This is a genomic window from Flavobacterium sp. GL_143, assembly GCF_057834355.1.
The window spans coordinates 3,861,381-3,884,117 of the sequence record NZ_CM174401.1; the positions used below are offsets into that span (position 1 = coordinate 3,861,381).

General features: G+C 33.8%; 17 protein-coding genes. 9 read left to right on the plus strand and 8 right to left on the minus strand.

Features of this window, described 5'->3' with window-relative positions:
* Window position 1: 1 nt before the first annotated feature.
* Together AC3IPI_RS16530 and AC3IPI_RS16535 are read left to right on the plus strand one after the other, a co-directional pair.
* The gene (locus tag AC3IPI_RS16530) at window positions 2–3,151 is read left to right on the plus strand and encodes an efflux RND transporter permease subunit (RefSeq protein ID WP_489154190.1); all 3,150 of its coding nucleotides are present in this window, start codon (window positions 2–4) and stop codon (window positions 3,149–3,151) included.
* Window positions 3,152–3,472: 321 nt separating this feature from the next.
* The gene (locus AC3IPI_RS16535; RefSeq protein ID WP_489154192.1) at window positions 3,473–4,858 is read left to right on the plus strand and encodes an efflux transporter outer membrane subunit; all 1,386 of its coding nucleotides are present in this window, start codon (window positions 3,473–3,475) and stop codon (window positions 4,856–4,858) included.
* A 94-nt stretch (window positions 4,859–4,952) separates the two neighbouring features.
* On the opposite strand, the gene AC3IPI_RS16540 is transcribed toward AC3IPI_RS16535, so the two are convergent.
* Window positions 4,953–5,744, minus strand: a complete 792-nt coding sequence (locus AC3IPI_RS16540) for a response regulator transcription factor (RefSeq protein WP_086894484.1) — start codon at window positions 5,742–5,744, stop codon at window positions 4,953–4,955.
* 67 nt (window positions 5,745–5,811) lie between these two features.
* Here AC3IPI_RS16540 and AC3IPI_RS16545 point away from each other — a divergent pair, with 67 nt between their 5' ends.
* Window positions 5,812–6,459 carry a DUF1349 domain-containing protein gene (locus tag AC3IPI_RS16545; RefSeq protein WP_489154194.1) on the plus strand — a complete coding sequence of 216 codons (648 nt, stop codon included), beginning with the start codon at window positions 5,812–5,814 and terminating at the stop codon, window positions 6,457–6,459.
* A gap of 505 nt (window positions 6,460–6,964) precedes the next feature.
* On the opposite strand, the gene AC3IPI_RS16550 is transcribed toward AC3IPI_RS16545, so the two are convergent.
* From AC3IPI_RS16550 to AC3IPI_RS16575, 6 genes are all read right to left on the minus strand, one after another.
* Window positions 6,965–8,374 carry an MFS transporter gene (locus tag AC3IPI_RS16550; protein ID WP_039116749.1) on the minus strand — a complete coding sequence of 470 codons (1,410 nt, stop codon included), beginning with the start codon at window positions 8,372–8,374 and terminating at the stop codon, window positions 6,965–6,967.
* A 31-nt stretch (window positions 8,375–8,405) separates the two neighbouring features.
* Window positions 8,406–9,476, minus strand: a complete 1,071-nt coding sequence (locus AC3IPI_RS16555) for an NAD(P)H-dependent flavin oxidoreductase (protein WP_489154197.1) — start codon at window positions 9,474–9,476, stop codon at window positions 8,406–8,408.
* Window positions 9,477–9,602: 126 nt separating this feature from the next.
* The gene (locus tag AC3IPI_RS16560; RefSeq protein ID WP_489154199.1) at window positions 9,603–11,597 is read right to left on the minus strand and encodes a TonB-copper family protein; all 1,995 of its coding nucleotides are present in this window, start codon (window positions 11,595–11,597) and stop codon (window positions 9,603–9,605) included.
* A gap of 65 nt (window positions 11,598–11,662) precedes the next feature.
* Window positions 11,663–12,514 (minus strand): hypothetical protein, encoded by an 852-nt coding sequence (locus AC3IPI_RS16565; RefSeq protein ID WP_489154201.1) that lies wholly within the window; start codon window positions 12,512–12,514, stop codon window positions 11,663–11,665.
* Window positions 12,515–12,594: 80 nt separating this feature from the next.
* Complete coding sequence (locus AC3IPI_RS16570) at window positions 12,595–12,933, minus strand: hypothetical protein (RefSeq protein WP_489154203.1); 339 nt, start codon at window positions 12,931–12,933, stop codon at window positions 12,595–12,597.
* Window positions 12,934–13,085: 152 nt separating this feature from the next.
* Entirely contained in the window at window positions 13,086–13,742 is a 657-nt protein-coding gene (locus tag AC3IPI_RS16575; protein ID WP_489154205.1) for a class I SAM-dependent methyltransferase, read from the minus strand.
* Window positions 13,743–14,140: 398 nt separating this feature from the next.
* On the opposite strand from AC3IPI_RS16575, the gene AC3IPI_RS16580 reads away from it, so the two are divergent.
* The 5 genes from AC3IPI_RS16580 to AC3IPI_RS16600 all read left to right on the plus strand — a co-directional run bounded on the left by AC3IPI_RS16580 (window position 14,141) and on the right by AC3IPI_RS16600 (window position 21,043).
* Window positions 14,141–14,524 (plus strand): hypothetical protein, encoded by a 384-nt coding sequence (locus AC3IPI_RS16580; RefSeq protein WP_086894477.1) that lies wholly within the window; start codon window positions 14,141–14,143, stop codon window positions 14,522–14,524.
* Between the two features lie 176 nt (window positions 14,525–14,700).
* On the plus strand, window positions 14,701–15,783 hold the full coding sequence (locus AC3IPI_RS16585; RefSeq protein ID WP_489154207.1) for an efflux RND transporter periplasmic adaptor subunit: 1,083 nt from the start codon (window positions 14,701–14,703) through the stop codon (window positions 15,781–15,783).
* 121 nt (window positions 15,784–15,904) lie between these two features.
* Window positions 15,905–19,072 (plus strand): efflux RND transporter permease subunit, encoded by a 3,168-nt coding sequence (locus tag AC3IPI_RS16590; RefSeq protein WP_039120341.1) that lies wholly within the window; start codon window positions 15,905–15,907, stop codon window positions 19,070–19,072.
* On the plus strand, window positions 19,065–20,498 hold the full coding sequence (locus tag AC3IPI_RS16595) for a TolC family protein (RefSeq protein ID WP_489154210.1): 1,434 nt from the start codon (window positions 19,065–19,067) through the stop codon (window positions 20,496–20,498). The genes AC3IPI_RS16590 and AC3IPI_RS16595 overlap by 8 nt, the downstream gene beginning before the upstream one ends.
* Before the next feature lie 170 nt (window positions 20,499–20,668).
* Window positions 20,669–21,043, plus strand: a complete 375-nt coding sequence (locus tag AC3IPI_RS16600) for a hypothetical protein (protein WP_131450984.1) — start codon at window positions 20,669–20,671, stop codon at window positions 21,041–21,043.
* A 310-nt stretch (window positions 21,044–21,353) separates the two neighbouring features.
* Here the strand turns inward: AC3IPI_RS16600 and AC3IPI_RS16605 are convergent, their stop codons facing one another.
* Entirely contained in the window at window positions 21,354–22,103 is a 750-nt protein-coding gene (locus AC3IPI_RS16605; protein ID WP_039114520.1) for a DeoR/GlpR family DNA-binding transcription regulator, read from the minus strand.
* 84 nt (window positions 22,104–22,187) lie between these two features.
* Between AC3IPI_RS16605 and AC3IPI_RS16610 the strand changes: the two genes are divergently transcribed.
* A complete protein-coding gene (locus AC3IPI_RS16610) occupies window positions 22,188–22,721 on the plus strand; it encodes a 5' nucleotidase, NT5C type (protein WP_489154213.1) in 534 nt (177 codons plus the stop codon).
* Window positions 22,722–22,737: the final 16 nt, after the last annotated feature.

Genomic DNA, 22,737 nt, shown 5'->3' on the forward strand with positions numbered 1-22,737 from the left:
CATGTTTAGAAAATTTATAGAAAATCCGGTATTATCCACCGTAATATCGATTATAATAGTGATTTTAGGATTACTGGGATTAGCTTCCCTGCCCATATCACAATATCCCGAAATTGCGCCACCTACAGTTGTTGTGACCGCTTCTTACCAAGGAGCAAGTGCCGACGTGGTTATGAAAAGTGTGATTGTTCCGCTAGAAGAACAAATAAACGGAGTCGAGAATATGACCTACATGACATCTACCGCAAGTAGTAATGGTACAGCGTCGATAACCATATTCTTTAAACAGGGAACAAATCCTGATATGGCAGCGGTAAACGTTCAGAACAGAGTTACTAAAGCAACAAGTTTGTTACCAAATGAGGTTATTAAATCGGGTATTACAACTAGCAAACAATTAAGTAGTACCGCTTTTAGTTTCTTGTTATATAGCAAAGACGGAAAGTACGACGAAAAGTTTCTTGATAATTATTTGAGGATAAATATCATGCCCGAGATGAAACGTGTTGAAGGAGTAGGAGGAACCGAAATTTATAGCAGTCAGGAATATTCAATGCGTATTTGGTTAAAACCCGATGCAATGGCAAATCAAGGATTAGTTCCAGACGATATTATTAAAGCATTACAAGAACAAAATATTGAAGCCGCCCCAGGAAAAATTGGAGAAAATAGTAAAGAATCGGTACAATATGCTTTAAAGTTTACAGGAAGACTTGAAAACCCTGCAGAGTTTGAAAACATTGTTTTGAGAAGCGGTAAACAAGGAAGTTTATTACGCTTAAAAGATGTTGCCGATATCGAGTTTGGTGCTTTAGATTATACTACTTCATTAATCACCCAAGGAAAAGTTTCTTCGGGAGGAGCGATAAGTCAGATTTCGGGTTCTAATGCTCGAGAATTGATTATTGCTTGTGAAGACATATTAAAAAAAGCATCTAAGGATTTCCCTCCGGGATTAGAGTATCATACCTTCTTAAATGCCAATGATTTTCTAGACGCATCTATCGAAAAGGTAATCTATACGATTATCGAAGCATTTATTCTAGTTTTTATAGTTGTGTTTATCTTTTTACAAGATTTCAGGTCAACATTAATTCCGGCGATTGCAGTTCCTGTATCGATTATTGGTACTTTCTTTTTCTTGAAATTATTCGGATTTACGATTAATTTATTGACACTTTTTGCTTTGGTTCTTGCCATTGGTATTGTGGTAGATGATGCGATTGTAGTCGTCGAGGCAGTTCATGCCAAACTAGATCAAGGTGCAAAATCGGCTAAGAAAGCAACTATTCATGCTATGAGCGAGATTAGCGGAGCGATAATATCTATTACCTTAATTATGTCGGCGGTATTTATTCCTGTTACATTTATTACAGGTTCGGCGGGTGTATTTTACAAGCAATTTGGTTTAACATTGGCAGTAGCCATATTAATTTCGGCAATTAATGCATTGACTTTAAGTCCTGCACTTTGTGCTATTTTATTAAAACCACACGACCCAGAAAAATCGAATCATCCTAAAGGTTTCTTACCAAGATTCTATGCGAGTTTTAATGTAGCTTTTGAAACGGTTACAAATAAATATATTAACGCAGTTCGATTCCTGATTCGTAGAAAATGGATTTCCTTAGTCGCAATTGCAGTATTCGGAATAGTATTTTATGCTTTAATAAAAACAACACCAACAGGTTTTGTACCTAATGATGATGGAGGAGCTATTTTTGGGAATGTGGTTTTACCACCATCTTCGACACTAGAACGCACTGAAGAAATTACAAAAGAAATAGATAGTATCGCGAGAAGTATCCCCGAAATAGAACTTTCATCAACCCTTTCGGGAATGGATTTAATTCACGGATCAGGAGGTTCTTACGGAGCATTATTCATAAGACTGAAACCTTGGAATGAAAGGAAAGGTAAAACTCAGGATGTTAATTCAATTGTGAGTCAGTTGTTTGAAAAAACTTCACATATAAAAGGAGCAAGTATCATTTTCTTTGCTGCGCCAACTTTGCAAGGATTCGGAAACAGCAACGGATTTGAAGTACAACTGCAAGATAAAACGGGAGGAAGTTATCAGAATTTTGATAAGAATATCGGAAAGTTTATGGCAGCAGTTAATCAGCGACCAGAGATAATGTATGCTACAAGTCCGTTTAATATTGGTTTCCCAGAAATGGAAGTTAATGTAAATGTGGCAAAGTGTAAAGACGCGGGTGTATCTGTAAACACGGTTCTTAATACGCTTCAGGGTTATTTTGGTGGAATCTACGCTTCTGATATTAATAAATTCGGAAAACAATACCGAGTAATGCTACAGTCACATCCTGATTACAGAGCGAAAGAAAGTGATATTAATAAAGTTTTTGTTCGAACAGATAAAGGGGCAATGGCACCAATTTCGGAGTTTGTAACATTAAAGAAAACGTATGGACCAGAATTTTTAAATCGTTTTAACCTGTTTACATCTACTACTGTTACTGGTGCGCCAAATACAGGATATAGTTCTGGAGATGCGATAAAAGCAATCGAGGAAGTGGCAGCACAAACACTAGAAAGAGGGTATACTTATGAGTTTTCTGGTTTAACCAAAGAAGAACTTTCCAGCGGAAGTCAGACAACATTGATTTTCGGACTTTGTTTAATCTTTATTTACTTCTTGCTAAGTGCGCAATACAAGAGTTATATTTTACCATTTTCGGTGTTGTTATCCTTACCAATAGGACTTGCGGGAGCATTTATATTTGCGAATCTTTTTGGAGTAGATAATAATATTTTCCTTCAGATAAGTTTGATAATGTTGATTGGGCTTTTAGCCAAAAATGCCATTCTTATTGTAGAGTTTGCACTATTACATCGCTTAAGCGGAAGAAGTCTTGTGCAGTCAGCAATATTTGGAGCAAGAGCCAGATTACGACCTATTTTAATGACCTCGTTTGCTTTTATCTTCGGATTGATTCCGTTGATGATTGCTACTGGCGCAGGCGCATTAAGTAACAGGTCTATTGGTACAGCTGCCGTTGGTGGAATGTTGATTGGTACATTATTCGGGGTTTTTGTGATTCCGGTTTTGTTTATCATTTTTCAGGCTATGCAGGAAAAAGTTGGAGGAATAAAAGAACCGGCACATGAGCCGAGAATGTTAGATTAGATTAAAAAGGAACAAAGGTTCTGAGGTGCAAAGGTTCAGAGGGAATAGTTTTGCGATTATTTTACCGCAAAAGGCGCAAAGTTTTTTACATGGATGGGGTTTATAAAAACGCAAAGTTCGCAAAGCTTTGAAAAAACATAGCCAATGGTTTCAACCATTGGAGCGCAATGTATTGTCTCAATGCAAATCATCACAAGTTTCCCAAGGTTGAAACCTTGGGCTATGTTTGAAATACAACAGCCAGCATGATACTGCTTAAACAGCTTTTTGTGAACCTTGCGGTTAATTTCACCCAAATAAAAAAAATAAAAACATATAATAATGAAGAAATACAATTATAAATTAATAGTCATTATACTGATTGTTACCAGTATATGGAGTTCGTGTAAAATCACGAAACCATATATAAAACCCGCAACGACAGTAGAATATCGTGAGCTTGAAAATAAGGATACTACAAATATGGCAATGATGAAATGGTCGGAACTATTTACTGATGTAGCTTTGCAACAGCTTATTTCCGATGGACTGGCAGCAAATCTGGATTTAAAGATTGCGGTTGAACGCATTAACCAATCTACAGCAAATCTTAAACTGAAAAAAGCTGCTTTCTTGCCTTCGGTAGATGGGAATGTCTCGGTAAAAGAATCCAGATTGGCTTTCCCGCAAGGGTTTGGACTTTTTGACCAATCAACACAATATGATTTGGGTATTACCGCAGGATGGGAAGTAGATGTTTGGGGAAAATTAAAAAGTGCCAAAAAAGGTGCTATTGCTAATTTATTGGCTACAGATGCTGCCAAACGTGCTATTCAGACTCAACTAATAGCCAATATTGCCAATTCATATTATGAGTTGCTTATACTCGACGAACAATTAAAAGTACTTAAAAAGACAGCCAAAAATAGAGAAACAGATGCCGAAACAATTAAGGTTCTTTTCGAAAATTCTATTATTAATGGAGTAGCTGTTGTGCAGAGTGAAGCCAATTTTTATGAAGCTGAATTAGCGATTCCGGATATAGAACAAAAGATAACCGAAACCGAACATGCTTTATGTGTGCTTTTAGCAAAATCTCCAACTAAGATTGTACGTGGTTCTCTGGAACAACAAAAGCTTGTTTATGATTTAAAAATTGGAGTTCCGATGCAGCTTTTGGCAAACAGACCAGATGTACAACAAGCGGAATATAATTTTAGAGCTGCATTTGAAGAAAGTAATGTAGCGAGAGCTTATTTTTATCCTAGTTTGACTATTAGTGGAGCAGCTGGTTTTTCAAGCTTCGGATTAAAAGACTGGTTTACAAACGGTGGACTTTTTGGCAATATTGCCGGAGGGCTTGCACAACCAATTTTTAATAAAGGAATCAATAAAGCGAGATTGGCAACAGCATTGTCTTTGCAAAAAGAAGCGCTTTATAATTTTGAACTTTCAATGTTAAAAGCGAGTGAGGAAGTTTCTAATGCATTGTCTAAATATGATAATGCTGATTTAAAAGAAGAAAAAAGGAAAAAACAGTTAGAAGCATTATTTAAAGCGGTAGATTTTAATAAAGAATTATTAAACAATTCGACGACTAATTATACCGATGTGTTAACTGCCGAACAAAACTTACTAAATGCACAATTAAGAGGTATTGATGATCAAAGCCAGAAACTGCACGCCGTTGTAAACTTGTATCGCGCTCTTGGTGGTGGTTGGAATTAATTTAAAAAATAAATGATAATTATTTAATTCGTTGGTTTTATTGAAGTAGGGGATAGTTGAATTGAAAAACTATCCCTTCTTTTTTTTGGAAATTCTAACGTGGTATTAATCCCGTGGCATTTGCAATTCTGCAGGCTTCCATGGCATTATTGACATTGAGTTTTTCAAAAATATTTTGGCGATGCCTATTTACAGTATGTATGCTCAGGGACAGTTTATCTGCGATTTCTTTGCTTCGCATTCCCAAATTAATAAGCTGAATAATTTCTCCTTCTCTTATCGATAGCAAATCATCAAAACGTCCTTGTTCGCTATCTAAAATTACCCCTGTAGCGGTATTAATAATCACTCCATCAGGAACATCAAATCCAGGATAATCATATACCATGTTGTATAAGCAAAGTACTAGTGAAACATTTCCTTCATCTGTGCTGCTAAGGTATAGTAAGCGATGTTTTATCAAAAGATATTTACCTTCGTTGTTTTTAATTCTCAGTTTGGTAATTACATTATAATTAAGGCGCTCATTTAAACTAATAGATTTCAGTAGCTTAAAAAATTGAAACTCGAGGCGGTATTTCTTCTGAAGATCCTCCGGATGAACCCGGCTCAATAATTCATCTTCCCAAATAGAGTTTATGGCTGTTTGTTTAGGTTCAAATCCCAGCTGCTGAGCGATTCCGCCAGAATAAATATAACTTTTTCTTTCTTTTAAATCGCTAAGTACACTAATGGTGTTTTCTAGTTTGGCGTAAAGTTTAGCGATCATTTTACCATCGTCGAGTTGCATATTAGGCTGAGAAAAACCTGAAAAAGGCTGAGAAAATAGTTTTATATCAAGTAACTCACGAATATTTTCAGTATCCTGATGGTTATTTATAGCCATTTGATGTAGAATATTAATTTATAATTTTGGAACGCACAAGGTAACATTTCAAATCTATAACAAACTTATGAAAAAAACTATATTAGCTATTGGGCTCTTACTGAGCTTAACTGAAATAAATGCACAGAGTCTTGAAAAAATGCATTGGTTTAATGAACCTGAAAAATGGCAGATAAAAGACAATAGCTTAATTATGCAGGTTACACCAAAAAGTGATTATTGGAGAATCTCGCATTATGGATTTACTGTTGACGATGGTCCATTTTATTACAGTATGTACGGAGGTGAATTTGAAACAAAAGTAAAACTAATAGGAAATTATAAAACCCGTTTCGACCAGATGGGGCTTATGATTCGTGTAGATGAAAAAAATTACATTAAAACCGGTGTTGAATTTGTAGACGGTAAATTTAATATCAGTACGGTTGTAACACATGAAAAGAGTGACTGGAGTGTGAATGTACTGGACAAAGTACCTCTTTTTGTATGGATTAAGGCTGTACGCAGATTAGACGCTGTAGAAATTTATTATTCTTTGGATGATAAAAACTATATTCTGACCCGTAATGCTCCATTACAGGATAATATCCCTGTTATGGTAGGACTTATGGCAGCTTGTCCTGATGGAAACGGATTTGAAGCAAAATTCGAAAATTTTTCTGTGAAACATCTTGCAGATCAGAGACGTTTAGAGTGGCTTAAAAATCACCAATAAGGCTTTTTTACATTGTTCGGATGGTTCTAAATTTGAAAGCTTTTTGGGCTATTTAATAAAGAATGATTAAAACATGTAACCTTTATATTATTAATGCTGTCTATAAGAGAACAACCTTGAACATATGAAATTTATTCTGTCACTATTTATTCATGTATTTTTTTTTATCTTTTTAAACTTAGAAAAAATATATAAAGAAAAGCCGTTAAGACCATCTGACAAATCATGTAAAAATGCAACTCATAAACGCGTTGAGATAGAAATTGATAAAATTTACGGGAATAATTTGGCGGTAAATGATTAAGGTCAAATTCCATATTTTAGTGATGATTTTGCTCAATGCTTTTGCACAAAAAGAATGAAGCCCAATCATTTATTCGACGATAAATATATAGAAGAAAAGAAAAAAGAGATATAAAAAAAGCCTGTAAATTATTATGTTTACAGGCTTTTTTATAAAATTATATCAAGTAATTTGTCGCTATGGTGATGCAAAAAAATGCAGTTAAATTCCTGACTTTAAATTGTCACCATCTTTATCATGCAGTCTTCTGAAAACTAAACCAGATAGAATTGTCAAAAAGCCTACAACTAAAAATGTATATCGAAAAGCATTGTGAATTTCGTTGTGAATGAGTTTTACATCACCCTGAAAAATTTTGAGAACCAATAGTCCGAAAGCAATACCAAAACCAATAGCCAACTGCTGATTTACAGAAACTAATGAGTTACCACTACTTGTATGATAGTTTCTTAAATCGGCAATAGAAATAGAATTCATAGAAGTAAACTGTATGGAGTTAAAGAATCCTAATACCGAAATAATGGGAACGTACCAGTAAATGGAAGTATGAATGGATGGAATTGCCAAAGCACAAATTAGTACACCGATAATAAAAGTATTTACCATTAAAGTTTTTCTATATCCGTAAGTATTTAAAATTTTAATTACTGCCGATTTTCCAAACATAGCAGTGAGAGCCATAGGAGCGACAATCCACCCCGAGGTTACTGCCGATTGACCGTAAGCAATCTGAATCATCATGGGTAATAATAAAGGGATTGAACTAAACCCCAAACGAGTAGCGAGATTACCTATTATGCCCACACGAAAGGTTCTTACCTGAAATAAATTTAAAGGAAAAAGAGGATTGTTGTCTGTCACGGCATGGCGATAGTACCAATACAACATTAAAAAACCTGCCATTAAGATCAGTAAAACAGGCGTTAACTGAACTGTGTTGCCAAATAATTCTAAAGAAATAGACAAGAGGAGTGAAGCTGCTGCAAAGATAAGGAAGCCTTTTAAATCAAAATCGATTATAGGTGATTTGTAATCAGGCATGTATTTTAAACTTAAAAGAATACCAATAATTCCAAACGGAATATTGATCAGGAAAATCCAGTGCCATGATAAATAATCGACCATATACCCACCAACCAATGGACCCAATACCGGACCAATTAAGGCAGGAATAATAGCAAAATTCATTGCCTTTAATAATTCTTTTTTAGGGAATGTTTTAATAAGTGCAAGCTTTCCTACTGGTGTCATTAAACTTCCTCCAATACCCTGAATCACACGGGAAAAAACCAAATGAGTTAAATTTTGGGAAAGCGAACAGAATAATGACCCAACACTAAATAACAATAACGCAAACATAAATACTTTCTTGGTGCCGAATTTATCAGATAAAAATCCGCTAACAGGCATAAAGAGCGCTAAGGTCAGAACATAGCTGATAATAGCATTTTGCATGTCCAGCGGTGATTCGTTTAAATCTTTGGCAATAGAAGTTATCGACGTATTAAGGATGGTAGAATCAAGCATTTGCATAAAAATAGAAGTCGCCAAAATAAGTGGTAATACTTTTTTGATTGTTTCATTATTTTGCCCTGCACTATTTGCATTCATATTTTTGTTTGGTTAGAATTTAAATATGGATTTATTTCAATATTTTATTAGTTTTATTAATTAAGGAGAGCATTAATTCTTTGGCATTAGTATGCTTTAGATTAATTGCATTTTGCCCAGACCAGAAATTGATCAGTTCCGTTTTTCCTTGAGCGAATGCAGCAGTTTTAAGAGCAGCTATTAATCTTGTCTGAAGCGGAAATGGTAATACTTCGGTTTCAAACTTTATTTCTTCGGCAATGCGATTGGTCATCATTCTTCCCATTCTTCCAGTAAGCGATTTTGAAAGTATGGTATATTGTGAAGCTTCAGAGAATAATGCTTTTTTATGTTCGGGTGTGGCACCCGATTCATCACAAGCTAAAAAAGCGGTACCTAATTGTACTGCATCAGCACCTAAAGTAAGTGCTGCAGCAACACCTTTACCATCTACAATACCTCCGGCGGCTACAATGGGTGTTTTTATCTTGGCTTTCAGCTGTTGTACTAAGGCAAATGTACCTGTTAAAGAATCTTCTGCGGGTTTTAGGAAAGAAGAGCGATGACCGCCAGCTTCAAAACCTGCTGCAACAATGGCATCAACTCTATGACTTTCGAGAAATAAAGCTTCATCAAGCGTAGTGGCACTACCAACAGTTTTAATCCCTAAACGGCGGCATTCGTTTAATATATCTTCTGATGGAACTCCAAATGCAAAGCTGAAAACGGCAGGTTTTATCTGAAAAAGAACTTCAACTTGCTGTTCAAATTTTGATGGAATGTCAATATTTAGATCAGGAATCGGAATGTTTAATTGATCGAAATAAGGCTTAAATAAGTTTGTTATTCTTGCTAAACTTTCGGGTGAATAATTTTTCAATCGTTCATCGACATCCGATACCCACAAATTAATATTATATGGTTTGTCTGTTGCTGCATTTATTTTATTGCCAGCTTCCAGAATTTCTTGTGGTGTAAGCGTATAAGCTCCAAAACTACCCAAACCTCCCGCATCTGAAACTGAAGTAAGTAAATCTACAGTAGAAAAACCTGCACCCAATGGACCTTGAAGAATAGGATATTTAATTTTCAGAATTTTGGTTAATTTGGTTTTGTGCCACATAATTTTAGTTCTTTCTTACGATTAATGACAGAAGTAATTATTAGTAAACAAGATTTTTATTTACTGTTGATATCAAAATTAATCATTTCTGAATTAAGAAATAATCAGAATCCTAATTTTCATTACTTAAAACAAAACATAAGAAACATTAATAAAAAAGTTTCGTCCTTGTCTCGGAATTTTATTCCAATCAGAGAATGTGGTGTAATATTTATCAAGAATATTTTCGACTCCAGCCTGAACATTTAACTTGTTATCGTTCCATGGAAATGTATATCCAGAATTGAAATTAAAGATTACATAATCAGGTGTTTTGGTTTCTCCATATACCGAAGCGAATTTTGTTTGTGCCAGATTTCCAGATGCACCAAATCCTAAATTAAAGTTTTCCTTTTTATATTGTATGTTTCCCGAATAACGCAACGGACTTATAAATGGCAGATTATTGTTATCATCATCTTTTCCGTAGCTATAAACGAACATGGTTTTGAAATTCCAGTTTTCGGTTATTTTATATTCCAGGTTTAAATCGGTATTAAAAATTGAAGCATAATTTAATGCATTATATACTTTTACTCCCGAGGCTCCAATAGTCATAGGTTGTATGTTAGTATCAATTTTCCCGACGATATAATCCTGAATATGGAAAAAGGAAGAAGTTAATCTTGAAGTAAATTTTTCGGTTTTAAATCCAAATGAGAGATTAGCTTCAAATGATTTTTCGTTTCTCAGATTTGGATTTCCTACATAATCATAAAAATCATTACTGTTGTACAAATAGTATCCATATCCTTCTGAAACTGAAGGTGCTCTTTCGCCGTAGGCTAAACCAAAACCATATTCTAATTTATCGTGATGCACGAGGTAATTCCCAGAAAGGCTTTTCAGAATTCTATTTTTGGATGCATCCATATCAGGATAAAAAATCTGTAGACTTTGTAAACCAAATTCATCAGCCACTTTATTAGAATGCATGCCGATGTTTGCAGAAAGTTTAATATCGGCATTTGCAGAAATTTGTATTGCATCTTCTAGATATAGTCCGTTATAAAATGTTCGCACATCGGGCCAAGTGTACATAAACATTGCATTTTCTTTGGGATTGTTTGGATACATTGTCATCTCGGCAACCGATTTGTTATAAAAACTATTCAGGTTTGCCATGAAATGATGGTTTTTAAATTTCCCCTTTAGTTTAGAGTAGTATCCGTAGGTGTCTGACCAACCCGGCATATCCATATGAATAGGGACGCTTGGTCTTTTTGTATCATCCATTCTGTGAGTAATGGTGTTAAAGTATACTTTGGTTTCCCAATTGGTAAAATATTCAGAAGCAGGAGTATAGCTATAACGCAACGAAGTTATTGTGGCTTTCGCCAAAGAAACGTCCATTGGTAGCGCAGGATAACCTACATCTGTAGCTTTATCATAAATTATTGAACCTTCTATTAAACTCTTTTTGTTTAAATAATAACCCGCTGTTGCCGATAGGTTGTATTTTGTAAACTGCGAAAAGTTTATTTCTTCATCGTTTCCCGCTTTGTAATTTTCTGCATCACGATACATAAAATCAGTATTGATATAAAAAGAACTATTGTTGTAACCTATAGATGTTCCTATGATCTTATGCTGATTATTGGTTTCATATCCCGTTCTTAAATTCCCATTCCATCCTAATTCTCTTTGAGTAAGATTGGTTCGTTTTAAATCAATTCCTCCGCCAATTGTAGGGCCATGACAACTTCCTTGCTGACCTGAAGCAATATTAGCCTCAGACAAGTTTGATATTTCGACATAAGAAGTTACAGGATCCATTTTATCGGTACAAGCTCCAAAAATACGCATACCATCAATTGTGATAACAGTTCGTTCGGTAGCCATACTATTGATAATAGGTTCGAGTGCATATCCGCCTCTTCGTACCATATTTACTTTAGATGATTGTTGTAAATATTCTTCGACAGTCGCAAGAGATTTAGGTTGTTTTTGAGATACTGGCGTTTTTTTTCCAATAACAATAATTTCATTAAGATCAATGGGCGAAATACTATCTTTTTCTTTTTTCTGTGCAAAGCAAATAGTTGAAAATGCTGCTAACAGAATTGTTGCTATAATTTTCATAATATCACAAATAGGGATGGACTAAGCGTTGCCACTTAGTCCTTATTTTGTTACTAATAAAATGATTAAAATTCAATCTCAAAGAAGAGACTGCTTGAGGTATTTTCGGGAGTAAACTCTTCTCCTTTCAATATTTCGCCAGAAGCATTTAAGAGTTGGAGGTTAATTTTCCAATAACCAGTCATAGTCAGGGAAAGATTTCCGTTATAAAATCCTTGCGCTATCGATTGTGTTAAATCGGTATTGTTTGGAGAACTATGATTGCCCATACTTGGCATTCTTGGGTCAATTTTTACTTTAAAATTATCAACCACAGAAAACGTCATCATGTCTTGCATTTTATATAACCCTACCGTCATATTATTCAATCCAATTTTTGGGCTTTTAGGAGCTATGTAAGCCAAAATATATCTAACACCATCAGTTCCTGTAAAAGAGTTTACAGTACGTTTTTCAGCTGCAAACACGCTTATAGGTGCTGTTACAGTATAATCTACAGCATTAATAGTATAGTTAACTTTTAATTCCCAAAAATCCTTGTCATTTTGAGCCATCTGAAAAATAATAGTACCATCGTATAGTGTTTGTTTATCAGAAACCTTTTCGATTAGAGACTTAGGACAAGAATGTTGCATGGTTGCCATATTCATTATTGGCATCCAATTTAAGGAAGCGTTGGTAATGTATGTATTGGTGTTTTTGTCTTTTATTCTTAATGAAATCTTGTTGTAACCTTGGGTTAGTTTTCCAGTTTCAGAATAAAGTTCGATGATATGATTATCATTAGATAATTCTTGAATTTTTGTAAGTCCTGATATTTCATCAATAGATTTTTCGGGTGTAGAATCACTATCAGAAGAACAAGAAAAAAGAGTAACTGCAACAAAAAGAATAGATAAATATTTAAAATTTTTCATAAGTATTAAATTTAAAAATGGATAATAAGCAGCTTGTCGGTTTGTATTACCGATAAGACAATTAATAAAAATTCCGAAAATTAATACTGAAGAGTAGGTGGATGAAATATTAAATCAATATTGAAATGAGAATATAGATTAATAGGCAAAATATCTTTCTTCAAAATGGATTTGAAAATGAGTTTAAAATTAAATGAGTTGATTTTTTCAAGGAATAATAGATCTAATCCAGTAGGAAAACTCTTTTTCTCTGATGAAGACGATGAATCATCTTCGGTTGCTTTTCCTAATTCCTTTTTTAAATGACATTTCCCTTTACAATCTAATTCTGGTTGATTTTTGTTTTCGCAAAGTTCAGTCGCTATATAATCATAATTAATAATGTAATCTAAGACAGGAAAGACAGGTCTTAAAATCATAGTTATTAAAAATATATAGGCAAGGGTTTTCATTTACTTATAGAAAACACAAAGTTATGGCCTGACTTTTTTACAAAATATGATTCTTGTCATATTAAGCAAAATAGACACGAAGAAAATTTAATTTCTACTTTTAAAATATCTAAGTAAATTTAAAAGAACAGAGCTAAGTCAGTGACATCTGCATAAAAGAATAGAATTAGACTCAATACTCTAGGTTTAATTTTATAAAGATAAATATGCCAGAAGATTTCATTAGATTGTTTTACTAGTACTTTTTTTAATAATGTATATTTGCTAGGTACTACTTCTATAATAGTATCTGAATTTTTAAACAGAGAAATTATCAAATAATCGGTATCGGTATTCTTAACAAATTTTGAAATTATATTTTCTTGATTTTCCAAATAGCTAAGAACTTCATTAAAAATGACAATATCATAATGCTCATTGGTATTAAATTTATTAATATCAGCAGTTATAAAAGTAGAGTTTATGAAATTTTGTTTTTTAGCTTTACTAATTGCTACAGAAGATAAGTCTACACCTGTTATAGTAGAATAATCAGTTTCTTTTAAATAAAAATTTAGGGCTCCATATCCGCAGCCTAAGTCTAGTATTTTTGGTTTTTTAATAGGAGACGCTTTGATGAATTCAATAATCTTTTCATATCTGGTCTTTTCCTCTTTCATAAAATCCCACTTGCCTAAAGCATATTTGTAGTTCCAACTACATTTTTTTCTGAATTTTTCTACTTTGATAAGTAATTGACCAATATTCGATTTTGAATTGCCTTTATATAGTTTCATCTATAACTAGTTTATATTACTAAAACGGATTTTATTCTCTTTACATGTTTATATTCAGTTGGTTGGCTTTTTATTACTTGCTAATTTATTAATTGTTTTAATTCTAAATAATAACTTAAGTTAAATTAATTGTGATAATTGTTTTATCAAATTCTATTGTAAAATGAATTTAAGCATAGATTTCTTCTTTGGAGACTTTTGAAATTATATAATTTCTAATTGGATAAGATATTTCTAAAAAAAATGAGACTTATGCCATTAATTTAAGAAATTGTTACAAGACTTATTGCTCATAACAATTTAATAACCAGAAGAAAACGTTTTCGTTGGCTTTTACTTGTTAAAGCCTAGTGAAAATTCTTTTTTTGTTTCAATACTTTGTTTACTTTTGACCCCAAATGAAAAAAATCGTTGTGATATTTGTGTATTTAAGTTTGCTTCTGCTAGGCGGAGGTCAATATCTTAATGCCGGTACACATCAAAATTCTTCTTCTCATAGTTTAGAGAAAAAACACCGAGTAAAATTTACTAATCAGGATTCAGGTAGTTCTTTAATTGAAGATGCCGATTTTGATATCGACGAGGAACACCTTGGAGGAGATATCAAAGATGGAATTTCTGATAAACTTTTTACAGGAAATTATAGCTTATTAGATAATTGGTATTTGACACTCTCTTGTCAATCTATTTTAGACCATCATCAAAATAGTTTTAAAATCTTCACGCCATTTTGTGGCCAATCCAATCCTATTTATATTACTCAACGAGTATTAAGAATCTGATAAACAAGATACATCGGTTACCTAAAGTGTGATTATGATGCATATCTTGTTGTTGTATATTTAGTACTTCTTCTTGTATGACTGTTCGTGCATAACTATGGCTACTGATGTCTTTTTAACATCCAAAGGAATCATTGCATTCCAAGCATTCAATCGCTTAATTTCCAATTTATACCATGAAGAGAATTATCTTGTTCACAGGCTTAATAGTCCTTGTGTGCCTAACTAGTTGTACAACTAAAAAAGAAGAAAAAGAAGAAGCTGAAAAATTTACAGTAACAAACCCTGTAAAAATAGACACTTCGTTTACTAAAGAGTATGTTTCGCAGATCAAATCTGTACGTAACATCGAACTCCGCGCCCAGGAAAAAGGGTTTTTACAAAATATTTATGTTGATGAAGGACAGTTTGTAAAGGCTGGACAATTGTTGTTTAAAATTCAGCCAAAAATGTATGAAGCTGAGTTACTTAAAGCTCAGGCAGAACAAAAAGCTGCTGAAATCGAATTGCAGAATACTAAAATGTTGGCAGACAAAAATATCGTTTCTAAAAACGAACAAGCGGTAGCATTATCAAAACTTCAGGCTGCAAAAGCAGAGGTTGCATTGGCAAAACTACATTTGTCATTTACCGAAATCAGAGCTCCGTTTGACGGAACAATCGATCGTATTCCGTTAAAACTTGGAAGTCTTATAGACGAAGGCGAATTATTGACAAGTCTTTCAGACAACAGTCAGATGTTTGCTTATTTCAACGTTTCTGAGCCAGAATATCTTCAATATCAAACGGATGTAAAAGATCGTGCAGAAACTAAAGTGAATTTGGTTTTAGCAAATGGTCAACTTTTTAAAGATAAAGGAAACGTAGAAGTTATCGAAAGTGAATTTAATAATGAAACAGGAAATATCGCCTTTAGAGCAAGATTCCCTAATTCGGCTAAATTACTTAGAAACGGAGAAACAGGACAAGTACAAATGCTTGTACCGCTTAAAAATGCTATTGTGATTCCACAAAAAGCGACTTACGAAATTCAGGATAAAAAATATGTTTTTATTGTAGATAAAAATAATAAAGTGAGTTCTAGAGAAATCAGTATTACTGGCGAAATCCCAGATCTATATGTAATAAGCAGCGGACTTACTGAAAATGATAAAATTTTACTAGAAGGAGTTCAGAAAGTAAAAGATAATGATAAGATTAAATTTAGCTATATCGCTCCTCAAAAAGTGATTAATAATTTACGATTAAAAGCGGAGTAGGGGGAAGTGTTCAGTGTTCAGTAACAGTTTACGGTGACAGTGTTCAGTTTACATTTCACAACTCACATTTCACAAGCCTACATTTCATAATGTGGTTTAATCATTAAAAAAATACAAATAAATGTTTAATAAATTTATACAAAGACCTGTACTGTCGATAGTAATATCGCTAATAATTGTCTTTTTAGGGATATTGTCGGTGATGAATTTACCTATTACTCAATTCCCTTCCATCTCTCCACCGATGGTAAATGTTACAGCAGATTATCCTGGATCTAATGGGGAATTGATGATTAAATCGGTTGTTATTCCTTTAGAAAGAGCTTTAAACGGAGTTCCGGGAATGAAATACATGACTTCTGATGCAGGAAATGACGGTGAAGCAAGTATTCAAGTGGTTTTTAATTTAGGAACAGATCCTAATCAGGCAGCCATTAATGTTCAAAATAGAGTAGCTTCGGTTACCAATAAATTACCTCCATTGGTAGTTCGTGAAGGTGTAAAGATTACGCGTGAAGTTCCTAGTATGTTAATGTATGTGAATCTTTATAGTACGGATAAAAATACCGACATGAAGTTCTTGTACAATTACGCAGATATCAATGTACTATCAGAATTAAAAAGGGTAAATGGAGTAGGATCAGGAGATATCTTAGGTACTCGTGAATATGCAATGCGTATTTGGTTAAAACCTGATCGTATGTTGGCTTACAAAATTTCTGCCGATGAAGTAATGGAGGCATTATCAAGTCAGAGTTTAGAAGCTTCGCCTGGTAAAACAGGAGAAAGTTCAGGTAAACGTTCTCAGGCATTTGAGTATGTATTAAAATATTCTGGTCGTTTTACAACAAAAGAGCAATATGAGAATATAGTAGTTAGATCTAATAGTAACGGAGAGCTTTTGCGTTTAAAAGATATTGCCAAAGTTGAATTTGGTAGTTCGATGTATGATATTTATTCTAATTTAAATGGAAAACCATCTGCTGCGATTGTATTAAAACAATCTTTTGGAAGTAATGCAAATCAGGTTATTGAAGATGTAAAAGCTAAACTTGAAAAAATTAAGCAAAAGTTTCCAAAAGGAATGAATTATGAAATCTCTTATGACGTTTCTAAATTCTTAGATGCTTCTATCGAAAAAGTAATTCATACTTTAATCGAAGCCTTTATTCTGGTAGGACTTGTTGTATTTCTTTTCTTGGGCGATTGGCGTTCTACGGTTATTCCTGCGATTGCAGTACCAGTTTCCTTAATTGGAACTTTTATTTTCATGACATTCTTTGATATTTCATTGAACTTAATCACATTATTTGCGTTGGTTCTGGCGATTGGAGTCGTCGTCGATGATGCGATTGTGGTAATCGAAGCCGTCCATGCCAAGATGGAAGAAGAACATCTCTCAGCCTTTAAAGCAACTAAAAAAGCAATGCATGAGATTGCGGGTGCTATTGTTGCAATTACTTTCCTGATGGCTGCGGTATTTATTCCTGTAGCATTTATGTCTGGTCCTGTAGGAGTTTTTTACAGACAATTCTCCATCACGATGGCTACAGCAATTATACTTTCGGGTATTGTTGCCTTGACTTTAACTCCTGCACTTTGTGCAATGATGTTAAAAAATAATCATGGTAAACCTAAAAAGAAAACGCCTGTAAACAGATTTATAGATGGTTTTAATAACAAGTTTAATCTTGCTCAAGGCAAATATCAAAATGTATTAGCCAAAATTGTAAATAGAAGAGCTGTTACTATTATCGCACTTCTAGGATTTTGTGCAGGAACATGGCTTATTAGTAGCACAGTTCCTTCTGGATTTATACCAAATGAGGATCAGGGTATGTTTTATGCTATTATACAAACACCTCCAGGTTCATCATTAGAAAGAACAAATGATATTGCATTAAAACTGCAAAAAATATCTGAAGATGTAGAGGGGGTAAAATCAGTATCTGCCCTTGCAGGTTATGAAATTCTGACGGAAGGTACAGGATCTAATGCAGGAACTTGTTTGATTAACTTAGAAGATTGGAACGATCGTAAACAATCTGTAGTGGAGATTATGGCAGAACTGGAAGAAAAATCGAAAGATATTCCAGGTGCAAATATTGAGTTTTTTCAACCACCAGCGGTACCAGGATATGGAGCAGCAGGAGGATTTGAACTTCGTTTGCTTGATAAAACAGGCTCGGGAGATTTTAAAAAAATGGAAGCTGTTAATAAAGAGTTTGTTGAAGAATTAAACAAACAACCTGAGTTATCTAACGTGTTTAGTTTCTTTAGTGCGAGTTTCCCTCAGTATATGATGAAGGTCGATAATGATCTAGCTCAACAAAAAGGAGTTTCTATCGAAAATGCGATGAATACGTTATCGACTCTTGTGGGAAGTAACTATGAAATTAGTTTCATTAAATACGGAATTAACTATAAGGTAATCGTACAGGCTGCTCCAGAATATCGTGCACAACCTGATGATATCTTAAAGCTTTATGTAAAAAACAACCATGACGAAATGGTGCCATTTTCGGCATTTATGAAATTAGAAAAAGTATATGGTCTTTCAGAAATTACAAGACATAATATGTACAATTCTACAGAAATTAGTGGTGGTGCAGCTCCGGGATACAGTTCTGGTACAGCTATTAAAGTAATTCAGGACGTTGCTGCCAAAAAGCTACCTAGAGGATATGATATTGATTGGGCGGGTATTTCTGCCGATGAAGTTGCACAGGGTAATCAGGCAATTTGGGTATTCTTGATTTGTTTGGGATTTGTGTACTTGGTTTTAGCTGCCCAATATGAGAGTTTTATTTTGCCATTATCTGTAATTCTTTCATTGCCGGCAGGTATTTTTGGAGCTTTCCTTCTGTTAAAAATAACAGGATTAGAAAACAACATTTATGCTCAGGTTGCCATGGTAATGCTTATTGGTTTATTGGGTAAAAATGCCGTATTGATTGTAGAGTTTGCTATACAAAGGCATGCAGCAGGTAAATCTGTACTTGAAGCCGCAATGGAGGGAGCGAAAGCGAGGTTCCGTCCTATCTTGATGACCTCATTTGCTTTTATTGCCGGATTATTGCCACTTGCTTTTGCTACGGGACCAGGTAAAATTGGTAACAGAACCATTGGTACTGCCGCTGCCGGAGGTATGCTTATAGGTACAATTTGTGGTGTATTTGTTATTCCGGGATTGTATTACATATTTGGTAGAATTGCCGAAAAACACAAGCTGGTAAAACATGAAGAAGAAAACCCATTAACAGAAGAAATTGATAACAATCATGTATAAATTCAAATTACATCAATATGCTATTGCTTTAGGGCTTTGTCTTGCTGTAGTAAGTTGCAAGACTCCAGAAACAGTAGCAGAAACTCCAAAGACTCCAGTTCCTGAGTCTTTTGGAGACAAGAAAGACACGACAAATATGTCGGCTATTAAGTGGAATAATTACTTTAAAGATCAGAACCTTGTAGATTTAATAGATGTTGCTCTAAAAAACAATCAGGAGTTAAATATCACTTTGCAAGAAATAGAAATTGCCAAAAATGATATTCGTGTTAAAAAAGGATTATTGTTGCCAACTGTTGGCGTACGTGCTGGTGCAGGAGTAGAGAAAGTAGGAAGATATACTAGCCAGGGTGCTGGTGATGCTTCTACTGAAATAACTCCTGGTAGAGAAACGCCAGATCCACTGGGTGATTTTACTATTTCAGCTTATGCAAATTGGGAAGTAGATATCTGGAAAAAATTGCGCAATTCTAAAAAAGCAGCAGTAAGCAGATATTTAGCGACTGTAGAAGGGAAAAACTTTGTAATTACAAATCTTATTGCAGAAGTTGCTGATTCTTATTATGAATTATTAGCTCTTGATAGCCAACTAGAAATCGTAAAGCAGACGATAAAATTGCAAACGAATGCTTTGGAAATTGTAAAAGTTCAGAAGGAAGCAGCAAGAGCAACAGAATTGGGTGTTCAGAAATTTCAGGCTGAAGTTTTAACCTCAAAAAGTATGGAATTCGAGATTCTTCAGAAGATAAAAGAAGCAGAGAATAAAATCAACTTTTTGTTAGCACGTTATCCTCAAGAGATTAAAAGAGATAATAGTAACTTCTTGGCTTTGTTGCCTTCATCGGTTAGTTCTGGGATTCCGTCGCAGTTGTTAGCGAATCGTCCAGATGTTAAACAAGCAGAGTTAGAGTTAGTGGCTGCAAAACTGGATGTTAAAGTAGCTCGTGCCGAATTTTATCCGTCACTAGATATTTCGGCTGCAATAGGTGTACAAGCATTTAAACCATCATATTTGTTTACTATGCCAGAGTCATTGCTTTATTCTTTAGCAGGAGATTTAGCTGCGCCATTAATTAATCGTAATGCGATTAAAGCGGAGTTTGCAAGTGCAAATGCAAGACAACTTCAGGCTTTGTATAATTATGATCGTACGGTTCTGAACGCTTATTTAGAAGTTTCTAATCAGCTTTCTAAAATAGATAACCTTCAAAAAGGTTATGATTTAAAATCGCAACAAGTAGATGCGTTAAACAAATCGATTGATATTTCTAATGATTTATTTAAATCTGCCAGAATTGATTATTTTGAAGTTTTAATGACGCAGCGTGATGCTCTGGAAGCTAAACTGGAATTAATAGATACTAAAAAAGAACAACTTAATGCTGCAGTTTATATTTATAAAGACTTAGGTGGTGGTTGGAAATAGAAAAGCAATTTTGTTTTAGATTACAAAACCTCTTGAAAGTAAAATTTCAAGAGGTTTTTTTGTGTATTTAATGGAAATGAAGTTTTTTAAAATGAAAGTTGTTGTTGAGTAAATTAGTACTTTTATAAGGTTAAATTTATTTTTAAAAACTTCTAAAAAATTAATCAATAATGCGAAAGTTTACAATAGTAATTATAATGATGTTTTTTTTGATAAGTTGTACTAATAAAGAGTTTATAATCTCGATTGAACAGCCAAAAAATAGCCAGCTCGATGACTTGAAAGTTGAAATAAATTTAGACAGGAAGAAAGTTAAGGAAATATATTTAAAATCTACCAATGTTGTTCCTACACATGAAACGATTAAAGTTTTTATAAATGAAGAAGGAATACATCACTTAGAAATAAAATTAATAGACACCACATTTAGTTATAGTATAATTTATCCCGGAGAGAAATATATTATTCTAAGTCCATATTTAAAAAAAAATGGAAAAATTAGTATTGGAATTTTAAAGCAACAAGAGAAGTTTACTTTTCATTAAACGATATTTTAGGTTGAGTTCTGGGAGACTTTATTTTGTATGTTATGTTGTATTTTGAAACTGATTCTGCAATTTGATTCACTATTAAATTCTCCATTACAACCTTAGTCAAAGTTTTAAACTTTTACAAGGGTAAAATCCTTTCAGAATCTTGATTTTGAAAGGATTTTTAGGTAGTAAAGATTTGTCTAAACTTATATTTGTTAGGAAAACGGGAGTCCTAGCCCAGACAGTAACGGCATCCTTTGTTTGCCTTCTTTAGGCAAGCAAAGATACAGTGTATGGCTGGATTAGCTCCTTATAAATAGTATTAGACTATTGTTACGCCTGCGTCTTTATAAGGTTTTAATAGTTTGTCTTCGGGATCATTATTTGTTACGAGAACATTAATGTCTTTGATTGGGCAAACAAAATAAGCTTCGGCAGTTCCTACTTTTTCGATAGAACTTAATGCGATAACAAAATTTGAATTTTGTATCATGTTCTTTTTAATTTGCGAATCATCGTACATAATGCCTGTAATTCCGCGTTCATGATGTATGCTGCAAACTCCCAAGATACAGACATCGGCTCTAAAGTTTCTGAAGAAATCTATTGTTTCGATACTGGAGGTTGCAAATGATGTTTTGCACATTTTTCCGCCTGCAAAAATTAGTTCGATATTAGGCAAATCTTCTACTAATGCCGCAACTGGAAAGCTATTTGTAATGATTGTTATTTTTAAATCGTAAGGAAAACTTGCCACTAATGCTACTGAGGTTGTTCCGCCATCGATAAATACTACCTGACCATCTTTTAGGAATGATATTGCTTTTTCGGCAATAATTTTTTTGTTTTCGAGGTCATGTTTTTCTCTATTTCTATAATGTAGCGGTATTGGCGATGGAGCTACTGCACCGCCTCGTACTGCTTTGAGTAATCCCTGATCAGAAAGTTCTTTTACATCGCGTCTTACGGTATCTTCGGATACGTTTAAGTATTCGCTAAGCTCTATTAGCGTTACTCTGTGCTCTTTGGAAAGGTATTCTAAAATTACGTTCTGACGTTCTTCCTTTTTCATGTGTTGCGGATTTATATTGCAAAAATAAGTTAAAATTGCAATATATTGCAATTTTTGCATAAATTTGTCGCAAAATAATTTATCATGAATAAGAAAACAATTGCTATCGATATGGATGGCGTACTTGCGGATATTGAGGCGCATTTAATCACGTATTATAATAATGAATTTGGAACTGCGATTACAAAAGATAGTATTCAGGGGCTAACTGAAGAGGAAGCTTTTAAGGAGAGAGCTATTTTGCGTAGGATTTTAAATTCGGAGAATTTTTTTAGAACATTACCTGTAATGCCTAATGCTGTGGAGAGTTTACTTGAATTACAAGAAAACTATGAGCTTTTTATAGTTTCTGCAGCCATGGAGTTTCCGATGTCTCTTTCTGAAAAAGTATTCTGGCTTGAGGAGCATTTTCCTTTTATAAAATGGGAAAATATTATTTTATGCGGAAGCAAAAGAATTATTAATACAGATTATATGATTGATGATCATGCTAAGAATCTGGATTATTGTATGGGAAAACCTATTATGTTTACGGCGTTTCATAATATAAACCAAACTCATCATTTAAGGGTTAACAATTGGAAAGAAGTTGTTGCAGTTTTAAATAAAGCAGTATAGTTATTGCTTTTATTAT

Coding starts and splice junctions, on each gene's coding strand:
- AC3IPI_RS16570 (WP_489154203.1), bottom strand. CDS start 12,933: ATGATTTTAAGACCTGTCTTTCCTGTCTTAGATTACATTATTAATTAT.
- AC3IPI_RS16565 (WP_489154201.1), bottom strand. CDS start 12,514: ATGAAAAATTTTAAATATTTATCTATTCTTTTTGTTGCAGTTACTCTT.
- AC3IPI_RS16545 (WP_489154194.1), top strand. CDS start 5,812: ATGAAAAAAACTATATTAGCTATTGGGCTCTTACTGAGCTTAACTGAA.
- AC3IPI_RS16610 (WP_489154213.1), top strand. CDS start 22,188: ATGAATAAGAAAACAATTGCTATCGATATGGATGGCGTACTTGCGGAT.
- AC3IPI_RS16560 (WP_489154199.1), bottom strand. CDS start 11,597: ATGAAAATTATAGCAACAATTCTGTTAGCAGCATTTTCAACTATTTGC.
- AC3IPI_RS16585 (WP_489154207.1), top strand. CDS start 14,701: ATGAAGAGAATTATCTTGTTCACAGGCTTAATAGTCCTTGTGTGCCTA.
- AC3IPI_RS16535 (WP_489154192.1), top strand. CDS start 3,473: ATGAAGAAATACAATTATAAATTAATAGTCATTATACTGATTGTTACC.
- AC3IPI_RS16555 (WP_489154197.1), bottom strand. CDS start 9,476: ATGTGGCACAAAACCAAATTAACCAAAATTCTGAAAATTAAATATCCT.
- AC3IPI_RS16595 (WP_489154210.1), top strand. CDS start 19,065: ATGTATAAATTCAAATTACATCAATATGCTATTGCTTTAGGGCTTTGT.
- AC3IPI_RS16600 (WP_131450984.1), top strand. CDS start 20,669: ATGCGAAAGTTTACAATAGTAATTATAATGATGTTTTTTTTGATAAGT.
- AC3IPI_RS16540 (WP_086894484.1), bottom strand. CDS start 5,744: ATGGCTATAAATAACCATCAGGATACTGAAAATATTCGTGAGTTACTT.
- AC3IPI_RS16575 (WP_489154205.1), bottom strand. CDS start 13,742: ATGAAACTATATAAAGGCAATTCAAAATCGAATATTGGTCAATTACTT.
- AC3IPI_RS16590 (WP_039120341.1), top strand. CDS start 15,905: ATGTTTAATAAATTTATACAAAGACCTGTACTGTCGATAGTAATATCG.
- AC3IPI_RS16580 (WP_086894477.1), top strand. CDS start 14,141: ATGAAAAAAATCGTTGTGATATTTGTGTATTTAAGTTTGCTTCTGCTA.
- AC3IPI_RS16605 (WP_039114520.1), bottom strand. CDS start 22,103: ATGAAAAAGGAAGAACGTCAGAACGTAATTTTAGAATACCTTTCCAAA.
- AC3IPI_RS16550 (WP_039116749.1), bottom strand. CDS start 8,374: ATGAATGCAAATAGTGCAGGGCAAAATAATGAAACAATCAAAAAAGTA.
- AC3IPI_RS16530 (WP_489154190.1), top strand. CDS start 2: ATGTTTAGAAAATTTATAGAAAATCCGGTATTATCCACCGTAATATCG.